The following is a 13087-nucleotide window of genomic DNA, read 5'->3' on the forward strand; positions in this document are numbered from 1 at the left end:
AGCAAAGCATTTGTTAGAGCTTTTACTGTTTTCTAGGCTGGACGATGTAATTGACGGCACGCGCAAGAGGCGCTTGCCAATCATCAATGATCAGGAGGATCGCATGAAGGCAATTTACGGAGTTCTGTTGGCAAGCCTGCTGGGCCTTTCGGCAGGCGGCGCCCTGGCCGCTGGCGATGAGGATGGCGCCATGACGAATGGCAAGATCGGTTCGGCCAATACCGAGGCGGACAGCATGAAGCCCGAGGGCGGTACTGCTGCCGATGGCGCCGCCCGCCAGGGGGGCAGCACTCTCGACGAGACGACCTCCGGTCCCGACGCGAACCTGAGTACCGAAACCGGGTCCGCCAATACTCAGGTGGGTAGCGTCAAGCCCGAGGGTGGCAGCGCCGCCCAAGGCTCGACGGGCGCCGTCGTGGGGGAACCCGCCACCGGCCCCGACGCGGACCTGAGCACCCAGACTGGCTCCGCCAACACCCAGGTCGGAGACACCAAGGTGCAGGGTGGCAGCGCCGCCCAGTAACGCGCCAGCCGATATCACGATGGTTCAGCCGCTCGTCACGCCGTGACGAGCGGTTTTTTCGTCGGTGTCGAGCCCGGTTCACCACCAGGACGTGGTCTGGCGTTCTGCGCGCAGCTTGTCGCGGGCGATGTAGAGGGCGGCGATGGCGCGGGCTTCGTGGAAGTCGTCGCGGGCGAGCAGGGCGGGCAGTTCCTCGAGAGCATGCGTCTCGACGATCAGGGGCTCGGGTTCGTCACCCGGCAGGCGCTTGGCGTAGAGATCGCTGGCGAGCAGCACCTGCATGCGGTGATTCATGTAGTTGGGCGCCAGCGACAGTTCGACCAGCGGCTCGATGTTGTGGGCGCCGACACCGCATTCTTCCATGAGTTCGCGGTTGGCGGCGGTGATGATGTCCTCCCCGGGGTCGACCAGCCCCTTGGGCAGGGTCAGGGCGTAGTCCTCGAAGCCGGCGGCGTATTCGCGAATCAGCAGGACATGCTCGGGGTCGGGCATCGCCACGATCATCACCGCCCCGGCGCCGCTGCCCTTGAGGCGCTCGAAGGTCCGTTCTTCGCCGTTGGAGAAGCGCAGGTCCATGCGCTCGATGGTGAACAAGCGGCTGCGCGCGACCTCCTCGCGATCGAGGACCTGCGGCTTGCTGGGGGTGGTGGACGACATGGGGCCTCCGTGCGTGGGTCGGGCGTATCCCGTACAATCCAGGTTCTCTACGAAAACTGCTGCGCTCGCCGACTTTTCGTACAAACCCAGGTTCTTTTTTTACCACCGCCGTGGAGCTTCTGGCCAATGATCGATTGGCACGACATCGACACCGTCCTGCTCGACATGGACGGCACGCTGCTCGACCTGCATTTCGACAGTCACTTCTGGCTCGAGCATCTGCCACGTCGCTACGTCGAGCTGCATCACCTCGACGAAGCGTTTCAGGAAGAGATCCGCGAGCGGATCGTCCGCGAGCAGGGCACGCTCGACTGGTACAGCCTCGATTACTGGCAGCGCGAGCTGAACGTCGACATTCTCGCCCTGAAGCGTGAGGTGCAGCATCTGATCGGCCTGCGCAGCGATGCCCTGGACTTCCTGACCTGGCTCAAGCAGGCCCACCCGCGGGTGGTACTGGCGACCAATGCCGACCGCGGGAGTCTCTCGCTGAAGCTGCCGCTGACCGGGCTGGAAGACTACCTGGATGCGATCGTCTCGTCGGCGGATCTCGGCGTGCCCAAGGAGCATCAGGAATTCTGGTTCGCCCTGCAGGAGGTCGAGCCCTTCGACCCGCTGCGCACGCTGTTCATCGACGACAACCCCGCCGTGCTGGAGAGTGCCCGGGAATTCGGCATTCGCCACCTGCTGGGGATCAAGCAACCCGACAGCCGGCGGCCGGAGCGTGAGCTCGAGGAATTCGTCGCTCTCGACCGCTTCGCGGCCTTGTTTCCACGCGACTAAGCCCCCATTTTCGTGAACATGGAACAGCAATCGGTACGTATCGACAAATGGCTCTGGGCGGCGCGCTTCTTCAAGACCCGCGGCCTGGCCAAGAAGGCCATCGACGGCGGCAAGGTCCAGGTCGACGGGACCCGCGTCAAGACCAGCAAGATGATCGCGCCCGGCGCCCTGATCAAGGTACCGCAGGGCTGGGATCACTGGGAGGTCGAGGTGGTGGCCGTTTCCGACCAGCGGCGCGGGGCGCCCGAGGCGCGCGAACTCTATCGCGAGACGCCGGAGAGCCTCGCGCGGCGCGAACGTGAAGCCGAACAGCGTCGTCTCGCCAACCAGACCATGCGTGCGCCCAAGGGGCGCCCCGACAAGCGCGACCGCCGCGATATCCAGCGTTTCCAGCGCCAGCGCCCCGACGAGTGACGGGCCGCCCCGAAGCTCGTCTTTCCCAACCGTTTTCCCTTATTTCGAGTGGACCCATGCCCGATCAGATTCAGCGATTCCTGTTCGACGATACCAACGTGCGCGGCGAGATCGTCTCGCTCGAGAGTGCCTACGCCGACGTTCTCGAACGCCACGCCTATCCGGCGGTGGTCAGTCAACTGCTGGGGGAAATGCTGGCCGCGGTGGCACTGCTCACCGAGACCGTCAAGCTCGATGGCACCCTGAGCCTGGAAGTGCGCGGCCGTGGTGCGCTGAGCCTGCTGATGGCCGAATCCAACCCGGGCGGCGAACTGCGGGCCATCGCCCGGGTCGACGACGAAGCGCCGCTGCCGGCGGAAGGCGCCTCCTTCCGGAGCCTGGTCGGTGACGGTCAGATCGTGATCACCCTCGACCCGCGCGAAGGCAATCGTTACCAGGGCATCGTCGCCACCGACGGCGATGATCTCGCCGCCTGCCTGGAAGAGTACTTCGCCCGTTCCGAACAGTTGGCCACGCGCCTGTGGCTGGCGGCCGATGGCGAGCGTGCCGGTGGCCTGTTGCTCCAGCAACTGCCCGACGACGCCAGCAACCAGGACGCCGACGCCTGGGACCGGGTCGTGCATCTGGCGAGCACCGTGAGCGACGACGAGCTGCTCAATCTTTCCCAGCGCGACCTGCTGTATCGCCTCTATCACGAGGAAACGGCCCGGGTCTTCGACCCCAAGCCGCTGCGCTTCGGCTGCACCTGTTCGCGGGAGCGCATCGCCCAGGCGCTGCTCAGCCTGGGAGCCGACGAACTGCGCGACATCCTCCGCGAGCAGCAGGCCGTGGACACCCAGTGTCACTTCTGTCACACCCGCTATCACTTCTCGGCGGCCGACATCGAGTCGTTGATCGATTCGCCAGAGGCCGGCTCGCCGACCGTGCACTGAGGCCGGCAAGAGGGGCGCCGGCTGCCGCGGTATGACGGGCGTCATCCCGGCACGTCGAGGAAGCCGGCGTTTTGCCCCCCGGGGGTTTTTGCCATAATGTTTCCGCCCGCATCGTTTCGACACAAAGAGACGGCACACCGTCCGGACGATGCGCCGGAAGCTTTTTTTGGCTAACGAGAGAGAAATGGCCCCCGGGCCCAGGACACCCCAATGACCATGAATCAAGCAGCCCCCCGGGCGACGACGGAACGTCGCGCCCGTACCCACACCAACCTGAGTGCCGCCGAACTGATCGAGCGGGCCATTGCCGCCGGTGAGGGACGCCTCGCCGACAATGGCGCGCTGGTGGTGAACACCGGCGAGCGCACCGGTCGCTCGCCGGCCGATCGCTTCATCGTCGACGAGCCGTCCACGTCCGAATTGATCGACTGGGGTAGCGTCAATCGGCCCTTCGACGGCGAGCGCTTCGATGCCTTGTGGGAGCGGGTCGAGGACTATCTCGCGGAAGGGGACTGCTACGTCGCCGAGCTGCATGTGGGGGCCGACCCCGAGTACTATCTGCCGATCCGCGTGACCACCGAGACCGCCTGGCACAACCTGTTCGCACGGACGCTGTTCGTGCGCCCCGAGACCTTCAATGCCAAGGGCAAGAACGAGTGGACCATCCTCAACGCGCCGCACTTCACCTGCGATCCGGCGCGTGACGGCACCCGCTCCGAGGGCACGGTGATCATTAACTTCGCCCGTCGCCGGGTGTTGATTGCCGGCATGCGCTATGCCGGCGAAATGAAGAAGGCGATGTTCTCGGTGCAGAACTTCCTGCTCCCCGAGAAGGACGTGCTGCCCATGCACTGCAGCGCCAACGTCGGCGAGGACGGCGAGACCACGCTGTTCTTCGGTCTCTCCGGCACCGGCAAGACCACGCTCTCCGCCGACCCGGCGCGCTATCTGATCGGCGACGACGAACACGGCTGGGGCGAGGGCACGGTGTTCAACATCGAGGGTGGCTGCTACGCCAAGTGCATCGACCTTTCCGAGAAGAACGAGCCGGTGATCTGGCAGGCGATCCGGTTCGGCACGGTGCTCGAGAACGTGGTGCTCGACGATCGCCGTACCCCCGACTATGCCGACGACAGCCTGACCCAGAATTCCCGCGCCGCCTATCCGCTCGAGCACGTCGAGAAGCGGGTCGAGGAGAATCGCGCCGGCGAGCCCAACGCGATCATCTTCCTGACCTGCGACATGAGCGGCGTCCTGCCGCCGGTATCGATCCTTTCCAAGGAAGCCGCGGCCTACCACTTCCTGTCCGGGTATACCGCCAAGGTGGGCTCCACCGAGATGGGTTCCTCGTCGGGGCTCGAGGCGACATTCTCGACCTGTTTCGGGGCGCCGTTCTTCCCGCGTCCGGCCCGCGAGTACGCCGATCTGCTGATCAAGCGCATCGAGGCCTTCGGCTCGCGCGTCTATCTGGTCAACACCGGCTGGACCGGGGGCAGTTACGGCCACGGTGGCAGTCGCTTCAGCATCCCCACCACCCGCAGCATCATCGGCGCCATCCAGGCCGGCGTTCTCAAGGATGCCGAGACCCAGCGCATCGATGGTCTCAACCTGGCGGTGCCCACGGCCGTGCCCGGTGTCGATTCGTGCCTGCTCGACCCGCGCGAGACCTGGGACGACAAGGCGGCCTACGACCGTCAGCGTCAGGAACTGATCGCCAAGTTCGTCGAGAACTTCAAGAAGTTCGCCGGCGTCGACGAGGCGATCGTCGCGGCGGGGCCGTCGTTCAACTGAGCCGCCCACCGGGCATCGCCGATCGCCGAGGGCGCGTCACTGGACGCGCCCTCGGCGTTTTTGGGTTCATCGCATTTCGCCGGGAAAAGCGACGCGGATCATCGCGGACAAGCTCCCTCCCATAACCCTGCCGGTTGGCTTGTCTTTGTGGGAAATGGAATGGACCCGTCCCCCCTTGTGCCAAGATGAGCCTGTAACGCCATCTATCGGTGCATGGGGCACCCACGGCATCCCGAGAGGAGGGTCCATTCATGAACAAGATTAGCATTGTGGGTATCGATCTCGCCAAGCACGTCTTCCAACTGCACGCCATCGATGCACACGGCCGCAAGGTCTTCGGCAAGTCGGTGAGCCGCCAGCAACTGCGCCTGACACTGAGCCAGATGCCGCCGTGCCGGGTCGCGATGGAAGCCTGTGGTTCGGCCCATTATTGGGCGCGTGAGATCCGCGCGATGGGGCATGACGCGCTCCTGTTGCCGCCCCAGGCCGTGAAGCCCTTCGTCCAGGGCCACAAGAACGACGCCCGCGATGCGGCGGGGATCGCCGAGGCGGCGGCGCGTCCCGCCACGCCCCACGTGGCCATCAAGACCGAGGCGCAACAGGCGCTTCAGGCCATACATCGGGTACGCACACGTCTGGTTCGCGAGCGCACGGCGATCGGCAATGAGTTGCGCGGTCTGATGGGCGAGTTCGGACTCGTGGTGGCCCAGGGCCACGCGGTGCTTCGCCAGGGCGTCGCCCGAGAGTTGATCGAGCGACACCGCGAGCGACTGGGTAGCGCCCTGTGCCTGCTGCTGGAAGACCTGATCGCCCAATGGCGTGACGTGGACGAGCGGCTCAAGGGTTATGACAAGCAGCTGATGGCACTGGCCAAGGCCTCGTCGGATGCCGAACGGCTGATGAGCGTGCCCGGCATCGGTCCGGTCAATGCCACGCTGTTGCTGAGCCATCTGGGCGATCCCCGGCGTTTCCCCAACGGCCGCCAGTTCAGTGCCTCGATCGGTCTGGTACCGCGGCAGTTCTCCAGTGGTGGCAAGGCGCGGTTGAGGGGCATCACCAAACGGGGCAACGGCGAGGTGCGACGCCAGTTGGTGCATGGGGCCCGGGCGGCCTTACGCCAGTTCCAGCGCCAGGCGGCTCCCGACCGGCTGGCCCGTTGGGTCTGTGAGCTGGCGGCACGCGTGGGCCAACGCAAGGCGATCGTGGCGCTGGCCAACAAGCTGGCCCGTATCTGTTGGTCCGTGCTGGCTCATAGCCGGCCTTATCAGCCTCAGGGCCAGGTGATCTGAGGGCCGGACGGGAAGAAAGGCAAGAAGCGCAAGCGGATACAGAAAAGCGTTTTCCGAGGTTGCGCGGGCAAGTTGCCTCGATGACATGGTCGGCAAGACCGGCTCTCTGGCACACTGATAATTCGCTAGGCCCGTTGGAGGCCGTGTGGGAGATAAGAGGCCAGAGAGCGCGCATTCCATCAGGGCCCGGCGCCGCAGGCGCCACAAGAGGCCGGATATAAGCGTGCAGTCTCACCTCATGTCTCGTTGCTGCTGGCTTGCACAACGGGACGGGTCCATATAAGCGAATTTATTCGCGATGGCGGAGGGCACAGTAGCTTCCCCGACCATGCCGGGCACCTGCGGCGTCAATCGGGAACAAGTTCCCTCCCACAGGAACCCCATGCTCCAGTGAGCCATCCAGGTTGGTTTTCGTGGGAGGGAATTTACACCGCAAAGCGTGACCTTACGTATCACGCTGATCCGCGAAGACCCCGTTTTGGGCGGCTCGCTGCATCCGCAACGCCGTACCTGACGTATGCTCGAGGCGAGGATACCCACAATGCGCGAGGGGAGGGCAGGTCATGCAACGACGCCGATTTCTGGGACTGCTAGGTGCCGGCGGTCTGATGGGGTTGCTCCCGGTCTGGGCGCTGGCACGTCCCCAGCTGGATCTGTCGCGGGGTGCCGACGTCGAGCCGCTCGAGCTCAGCGAGTCGGCGTGGCGTGAGCGGCTCAGCGAGGCCCAGTTCAAGGTGCTGCGCGAGGCGGATACCGAGCCGGCGGGGAGCAGCCCCCTGAACGATGAGAAGCGCCGCGGCGAGTACCGTTGCGCCGGTTGCGGCCTGACGCTGTTCACCAGCGACATGAAATACGAGTCGGGGACCGGCTGGCCGAGCTTCTTCGACCATGTGAAGGGACACCTGCTGACCCAGCGTGATTTCGTGCTGTTGATTCCACGCACCGAGTACCACTGCGCGCGCTGCGGTGGGCATCAGGGCCATGTCTTCGAGGATGGCCCCGAGCCCACCGGGCTGCGCTGGTGCAACAACGGGGTGGCGTTGCGCTTCGTGCCGGATGGCGCTTAGCGACGCATCTAGAAGGTCGCCCACTCCTCGTCGGTGCTCTCGTCAGCACCGCGCCGTGCCACCGGGCGGGCTTGCCCGGTGGCCGCGGTCTGCGGGGCGTTCAGGCGCGGGGCCGATGACGCCTCGGGCACTTCGCCGCTCAGGCGGAACGAGGCGATCAGGGCATTGAGGCGCTCGGCCTGTTCGCGCATCTCGCCGGAGGCCGCGCTGAACTGCTCGACCATTGCCGCGTTGTGCTGGGTCATGTTGTCGAGTTCGCTGACCGCGGTATTGACCTGGCCGATGCCCTGACTCTGCTCCTTGGCGCCGGCGCTGATCTCGCCGATCACGTCGGTGACCTGCTCGATGCTCGCGACGATCTCGCTCATGGTGCGGCCGGTGCGCTTGACCAGCTCGTTGCCGGACTGGGTGCGGCTCACCGAGGTGTCGATCAGCTCGCGGATGCTCTTGGCCGCCTCGCCGGAGCGGCTGGCCAGGGTGCGGACCTCCTGGGCGACGACGGCGAAGCCGCGGCCGTGTTCGCCGGCGCGGGCCGCCTCCACCGAGGCGTTGAGCGCCAGGATGTTGGTCTGGAAGGCAATGCCGTCGATCATGCCGATGATCTCGCTGATCTGCGTGGCGGAGGAATTGATCTCGTCCATGGTGCGCTCGACCTGCTGCATGGCCTCGCGGCCCTCACGGGCGATGTCGGACGTCGAGTGGACCAGCTTGTTGGCCTGCTGGGCGGCATCCGAAGTGTTGCTCACGGTCGCCGAGATCTGCTCCATCGACGCCGAGGTCTCCTGCAGATTGGACGCCGCCTGTTCGGTACGCGAGGCGAGATCCACGCTGCCCTTGGCGATCTCGTCGGAAGCGGTGGTCACCCCCAGGGTACTGGCGCGGACCGACTGCAGGGTGGTGTCGATGTAGGCGATGAAGCCGTCGAACTGATCGGCCAGCTCGCCGATCTCGTCGCGGCGGGTCGACTCGATGCGCGCGGTCAGGTCGCCGTCGCCCTCGGCGATCTCCTTGATGCGTGCGGTGACGTTGCGGATGGCCCGCGACATCATCAGTGGACCGACCAGGGCGATCGTCATGGCGGCGACGAACACGACCAGCGAGAACACCCCGATGATCCAGAGCTTGGTATTGGCCATGGCGACCGAGGCGTCGTGGAGTTCGGCGACCTTGGCGTTAGCCGCTTCGCCAGCCATGTCGTAATGCTCGCGCAAGGCCTGGAACGTGGTCAGTGAGTTGCCGTCGAGCTGGGCGAGAGCCGCCTGGCGATCCCCGGCTTCGTGCAGCGTGAATACCCGCTGCGAGGCGTCGTGCCAGGCCTTGTAGTCGGCCTCGAAGCCCTGCAGGCGGCGGGTGATGTCGGGATAGCCGGCCATGTCCTCGATGAAATCATGCATCCGGTCGTAGGCCTGCTGGGCGTTTTCCCGATAATCGGCGAGTTGCGCTCGAGCGGCGTCGCTTCCGCGATCGGTACGCAGGACTTCGAGTTCGGCCACGCGAGCCTGGTAGAGGTCGCGGTCGGCGTTGAGCACTTCCGAGACCGCCTTGTTGAAGGTCGTGCTGAATTCGTTCATCCGCCCCTTGAGCGACTCGATGAAGAAGAAGTCGGCGACGACGACGACGAGCAGTGACAGTGCCACGCCGATGAAGGCGCTGGCGTACTTGACGCTGATGCGGTGCATGTTCTTGAGCATGGTCTTGGCCCTCGGAAGCCCTGTGTCTGGAGTCTGGGTTGGTAAGTCTTTTTTTATGAGTGTTGTGGCTCGAACATTAATGAGCTTCGGGGAGGGCGTCGACGTTTGGGCCGGGAGTGTCACAGTTGTTCACGTTCCATGCGTCAGTGCCTGAATCCCTCGACGATGTGCTGGGCGAGTTCGGCGACCACCGGCGAGTTCGCCTCCGGGGCTCGCAGCAGCACGATCGAGGCGGCCGGCAACGGCGGGAAGCCATCCGCCTCGCCGAGGATGCGCAGGCCCGGGGTGACCAGGCTCTTCATCCACGCCGATACCGCCAGCCCGGCGCCGACCACCGCCTGAAGGGTGGCCAGGCTGGGGCTCGAGTAGGCGACGCGATAGGCGTGGCCGGCCAGGGCCAGGGCGTTGCAGGCATGGCTCCGGCAGAAGCAGGGCTCCTCGAACAGTGCCAGTGGCATCGGGCTCTGCCGGTGCGGGGCATGATGCTCGGCGGTAACCCACACCGTTTCGTCCTGGCGCAGGATCTCGCCGATCTCGTGACCCACCTCGCGGGTCACGATGCTGAGATCGAGGCTGCCCTGCTGGCGGCTGAGCAGGGTGGTCGAGGGCGCGCAATCGACCTCCACGTCGACCAGCGGCCAGCTCTGCGAGAACGACTTGAGGATCCCCGGCAGGAAGCGCATCACGTAGTCGTCGGGCACCCCGAGTCGCACGCGGCCGACCATGTCCGGCTGGCGCAGCACGTTGAGCGCTTCGCCGTGCAGGTCGAGAATCCGCCGGGCGTAGCCGAGCAGGGTGTTGCCTTCGCTGGTCAGGCGCATGCTGCGCCCCTCGCGGACGAACAGCGGGCGGCGGATCACGTCCTCCTCGAGACGCTTGACCTGCATGCTGACCGCCGACTGGGTGCGGTTGACCGCCTCCGCGGCACGGGTAAAGCCGCCGTGATCGACGATGGCCACGAAGGTGCGCAGCAGTTCGTGATCGATAGTCTGCAACATGGTGGTGTTCTCCATCAAATTGCGTGATGTCTTGAATCAATAACATTCGTTGGATTGATTATGCGCCGCCGGCGAGACTGCTTCCACACCCTCGGGACATCCTGTGGAGGCGATCATGAAAACGCTTATCGGTACCTGGTTGTGCAATGCGTCGTCCGTCGCCGGCTGGCTGGATCGGGCTCCCGCACGTCGTGACAGGCTCGCGCGCTGGCGCCGCCGGCTCGCGCGCTGGTCGCGGTTGCGCCACGAGCGTCAGCAATTGCGTCATCTCAGCGATGCCATGCTGCGCGACATCGGCCTGACCCGTGACGACGTCGAGCGCGAGGCCAGTCGCCCCTTCTGGGACGACGACGGCACCCGCTGATAAGTCGGCGGCGTTCGTCGACCTGCGTCGCCGGATGGCTTTGTGGTACCTTGTCGCCATTTGTCGCGCCCCCTCTCTCGACAGACGCTGCGGAGCGGGCACTGGCCCGGCCGACGCGGCGGGCGCGACCGATGGCGGCCCCGTTCGGGCCGCCGGTTGGAGACATGACGCAAGGATCCCATGGACGCCCAGACCACGATCACCGCTCGCCTCGCCGAGGAACTCGCCGTACGTCCCGCCCAGATCGCCGCCACCGTCGAGCTGCTCGATGGCGGCGCCACGGTGCCCTTCATCGCGCGTTATCGGAAGGAGGTCACCGGCGGGCTCGACGACGGCCAGCTGCGCCAGCTCGAGGAGCGCCTGCGCTATCTGCGCGAGCTCGAGGAGCGCCGCGCGGCGGTGCTGGCGAGCATCGACGAACAGGGCAAGCTGAGCGACGCGCTCGCCGCCCAGATCCGCGAGGCCGACACCAAGCAGCGCCTCGAGGATCTCTACCTGCCCTACAAGAAGAAGCGGCGCACCAAGGCACAGATCGCCCGCGAGGCGGGGCTCGAGCCGCTCGCCGATACCCTGCTGGCCGACCCGACCCGCGATCCCGAAAGCGAGGCGCAGGCCTATCTGCGCCCGGCGGAAGGCGACATGCCCGGCGTCGAGGACACCAAGGCGGCGCTCGACGGCGCCAAGCAGATCCTCATGGAGCGCTTCGCCGAGGATGCCGAGCTGGTCGGCCGGCTGCGCGACCGGCTCTGGGAGGAGGGCGAGCTGTGTGCCCGGGTGGTCGACGGCAAGCAGCGCGAGGGCGCCAAGTTCGCCGACTACTTCGAACATGACGAGCGTCTCGCCAGGGTGCCGTCGCACCGCGCGCTGGCGATGTTCCGCGGCCGCAACGAGGGCGTGCTGAGCCTGACCCTGAAGCTGCCGGGCGAGGACGAGGCGGCGGTGCACCCGGCGGAGGTGGCGATCGCCCGCCACGCCGGCATCGACCTGGCCGGCGAGAGCGCGGGTCGGCCCGCCGATCGCTGGCTGCGCGAGGTGGTGCGCTGGACCTGGCGGGTCAAGCTCTACACCCATCTCGAGACCGAATTGTTGGGGCGGCTGCGCGAGCGCGCCGAGGGCGAGGCGATCGATGTCTTCGCCGCCAACCTCAAGGATCTGCTGCTCGCCGCGCCGGCCGGCCCGCACGCCACCCTGGCCATCGACCCGGGGCTGCGCACCGGCTGCAAGGTGGCGGTGGTCGACGCCACCGGGCAGTTCCTGGAGCAGGCGGTGATCTACCCTCATGCGCCGCAGAACCGCTGGGACGAGGCGCTGGCCGTGCTCGGCAAGCTGGTCGACAAGCACGGCGTGACGCTGATCGCCATCGGCAACGGTACCGCCAGCCGCGAGACCGACCGCCTCGCCGGCGAACTGCTCAAGCGCCTCTCGGCGCCGGCGACGAGCGGGGCGCGACGCCCGACCAAGGTGATGGTCAGCGAGGCGGGGGCCTCGGTGTATTCCGCCTCCGAGCTGGCGTCCCGCGAATTGCCGGAGCTCGACGTCACCATTCGTGGCGCGGTGTCGATCGCCCGGCGCCTGCAGGACCCGCTGGCGGAACTGGTCAAGATCGAGCCCAAGTCGATCGGCGTCGGCCAGTATCAGCACGACGTCTCGCAGGTGCAGCTCTCGCGCAGCCTCGAGGCGGTGATCGAGGACTGCGTCAACGCCGTGGGGGTGGATCTGAACACCGCCTCCGGGGCGCTGCTGTCGAGGGTCTCGGGGCTCAACCCGGGGCTCGCCGAGAACATCGTCGCCCGGCGCAACAGCCAGGGGGCGTTCCGCAATCGCCGCGAATTGCTCGAGGTCAGCCGCCTGGGGCCGCGAACCTTCGAGCAGTGCGCGGGCTTTCTGCGCATCATGAACGGCGACAACCCGCTCGATGCCAGTGCCGTGCACCCGGAGGCCTATCCGGTGGTGGCGCGCATCGCCGAGCGCGGCGGGCGCGAGCTGGCCAGCGTGATCGGCGACAGCGGCTTTCTCAAGTCGCTGTCGCCAGGCGATTATGTCGACGACGCCTTCGGGGTGCCGACCATCACCGATATCCTCAAGGAACTCGACAAGCCGGGCCGTGACCCGCGCCCCGAATTCAAGGCCGCCGAGTTCCGCGAGGGCGTGGAGACGCTCAAGGATCTCGAGCCGGGGATGATCCTCGAGGGCAGCGTGACCAACGTCACGCATTTCGGTGCCTTCGTCGACATCGGCGTTCATCAGGACGGGCTGGTGCACATCTCGGCGCTCTCCGACAGCTTCGTCGATGACCCGCGCCAAGTGGTCAAGGCCGGTGATATCGTCAAGGTCAAGGTGATGTCGGTGGATGTCGAGCGCGGCCGGATCGGCCTGTCGATGCGCCTGCATGACCAGCCCGAGGGCGATACGGCGGCCAAGCCGTCCGGGGGCGACAGCCAGGGCCAGGCGCGGCGCGGCAAGGCCAAGCGGCGCGGCGGCAACGCCTCGGGCGGCCAGACCCAGGGCGGGCAGATGGGCGCGCTGGGCGAAGCGCTGCTCAAGGCGCGCGACAAGTCGCGCTGAGCGGCAGGAGCGTCGA

General features: G+C 66.4%; 12 protein-coding genes. 9 read left to right on the forward strand and 3 right to left on the reverse strand.

The genetic code is table 11. The features are described from left to right. Window positions 1-103: 103 nt before the first annotated feature. The gene (locus tag KGR00_RS03625) at window positions 104-523 is read left to right on the forward strand and encodes a hypothetical protein (RefSeq protein WP_224424159.1); all 420 of its coding nucleotides are present in this window, start codon (window positions 104-106) and stop codon (window positions 521-523) included. Between the two features lie 78 nt (window positions 524-601). Here the strand turns inward: KGR00_RS03625 and nudE are convergent, their stop codons facing one another. Then, window positions 602-1180, reverse strand: coding sequence for an ADP compounds hydrolase NudE (gene nudE, locus KGR00_RS03630; protein WP_224417619.1), 579 nt, complete (start codon window positions 1178-1180; stop codon window positions 602-604). Between the two features lie 126 nt (window positions 1181-1306). Here nudE and yrfG point away from each other — a divergent pair, with 126 nt between their 5' ends. From yrfG to msrB, 6 genes are all read left to right on the forward strand, one after another. After that, on the forward strand, window positions 1307-1960 hold the full coding sequence (yrfG, locus tag KGR00_RS03635; protein ID WP_224417618.1) for a GMP/IMP nucleotidase: 654 nt from the start codon (window positions 1307-1309) through the stop codon (window positions 1958-1960). 18 nt (window positions 1961-1978) lie between these two features. Next, the gene (locus KGR00_RS03640; protein WP_224417617.1) at window positions 1979-2374 is read left to right on the forward strand and encodes a S4 domain-containing protein; all 396 of its coding nucleotides are present in this window, start codon (window positions 1979-1981) and stop codon (window positions 2372-2374) included. Between the two features lie 56 nt (window positions 2375-2430). Beyond that, complete coding sequence (gene hslO / locus KGR00_RS03645) at window positions 2431-3306, forward strand: Hsp33 family molecular chaperone HslO (protein ID WP_224417616.1); 876 nt, start codon at window positions 2431-2433, stop codon at window positions 3304-3306. A 210-nt stretch (window positions 3307-3516) separates the two neighbouring features. Further along, on the forward strand, window positions 3517-5097 hold the full coding sequence (locus KGR00_RS03650) for a phosphoenolpyruvate carboxykinase (RefSeq protein ID WP_224417615.1): 1581 nt from the start codon (window positions 3517-3519) through the stop codon (window positions 5095-5097). Between the two features lie 251 nt (window positions 5098-5348). Continuing rightward, on the forward strand, window positions 5349-6386 hold the full coding sequence (locus tag KGR00_RS03655; protein WP_224417614.1) for an IS110 family transposase: 1038 nt from the start codon (window positions 5349-5351) through the stop codon (window positions 6384-6386). A 563-nt stretch (window positions 6387-6949) separates the two neighbouring features. Beyond that, window positions 6950-7453 (forward strand): peptide-methionine (R)-S-oxide reductase MsrB, encoded by a 504-nt coding sequence (msrB, locus tag KGR00_RS03660; protein WP_224417613.1) that lies wholly within the window; start codon window positions 6950-6952, stop codon window positions 7451-7453. An 8-nt stretch (window positions 7454-7461) separates the two neighbouring features. Here msrB and KGR00_RS03665 read toward each other — a convergent pair whose 3' ends face one another. Both KGR00_RS03665 and KGR00_RS03670 read right to left on the reverse strand, forming a co-directional pair. After that, window positions 7462-9144, reverse strand: coding sequence for a methyl-accepting chemotaxis protein (locus KGR00_RS03665; protein ID WP_224417612.1), 1683 nt, complete (start codon window positions 9142-9144; stop codon window positions 7462-7464). Window positions 9145-9287: 143 nt separating this feature from the next. Next, window positions 9288-10142, reverse strand: a complete 855-nt coding sequence (locus KGR00_RS03670) for a LysR substrate-binding domain-containing protein (protein ID WP_224417611.1) — start codon at window positions 10140-10142, stop codon at window positions 9288-9290. Between the two features lie 115 nt (window positions 10143-10257). On the opposite strand from KGR00_RS03670, the gene KGR00_RS03675 reads away from it, so the two are divergent. Both KGR00_RS03675 and KGR00_RS03680 read left to right on the forward strand, forming a co-directional pair. Continuing rightward, window positions 10258-10506, forward strand: a complete 249-nt coding sequence (locus tag KGR00_RS03675; RefSeq protein WP_224417610.1) for a DUF1127 domain-containing protein — start codon at window positions 10258-10260, stop codon at window positions 10504-10506. Window positions 10507-10686: 180 nt separating this feature from the next. After that, window positions 10687-13071 carry a Tex family protein gene (locus KGR00_RS03680; protein WP_224417609.1) on the forward strand — a complete coding sequence of 795 codons (2385 nt, stop codon included), beginning with the start codon at window positions 10687-10689 and terminating at the stop codon, window positions 13069-13071. Window positions 13072-13087 lie beyond the last annotated feature (16 nt).

It is taken from the genome of Modicisalibacter sp. MOD 31.J (genome assembly GCF_020147985.1).
GTDB lineage: Bacteria > Pseudomonadota > Gammaproteobacteria > Pseudomonadales > Halomonadaceae > Modicisalibacter > Modicisalibacter coralii.

Coding starts and splice junctions, on each gene's coding strand:
- KGR00_RS03625 (WP_224424159.1), top strand. CDS start 104: ATGAAGGCAATTTACGGAGTTCTGTTGGCAAGCCTGCTGGGCCTTTCG.
- nudE (WP_224417619.1), bottom strand. CDS start 1,180: ATGTCGTCCACCACCCCCAGCAAGCCGCAGGTCCTCGATCGCGAGGAG.
- yrfG (WP_224417618.1), top strand. CDS start 1,307: ATGATCGATTGGCACGACATCGACACCGTCCTGCTCGACATGGACGGC.
- KGR00_RS03640 (WP_224417617.1), top strand. CDS start 1,979: ATGGAACAGCAATCGGTACGTATCGACAAATGGCTCTGGGCGGCGCGC.
- hslO (WP_224417616.1), top strand. CDS start 2,431: ATGCCCGATCAGATTCAGCGATTCCTGTTCGACGATACCAACGTGCGC.
- KGR00_RS03650 (WP_224417615.1), top strand. CDS start 3,517: ATGACCATGAATCAAGCAGCCCCCCGGGCGACGACGGAACGTCGCGCC.
- KGR00_RS03655 (WP_224417614.1), top strand. CDS start 5,349: ATGAACAAGATTAGCATTGTGGGTATCGATCTCGCCAAGCACGTCTTC.
- msrB (WP_224417613.1), top strand. CDS start 6,950: ATGCAACGACGCCGATTTCTGGGACTGCTAGGTGCCGGCGGTCTGATG.
- KGR00_RS03665 (WP_224417612.1), bottom strand. CDS start 9,144: ATGCTCAAGAACATGCACCGCATCAGCGTCAAGTACGCCAGCGCCTTC.
- KGR00_RS03670 (WP_224417611.1), bottom strand. CDS start 10,142: ATGTTGCAGACTATCGATCACGAACTGCTGCGCACCTTCGTGGCCATC.
- KGR00_RS03675 (WP_224417610.1), top strand. CDS start 10,258: ATGAAAACGCTTATCGGTACCTGGTTGTGCAATGCGTCGTCCGTCGCC.
- KGR00_RS03680 (WP_224417609.1), top strand. CDS start 10,687: ATGGACGCCCAGACCACGATCACCGCTCGCCTCGCCGAGGAACTCGCC.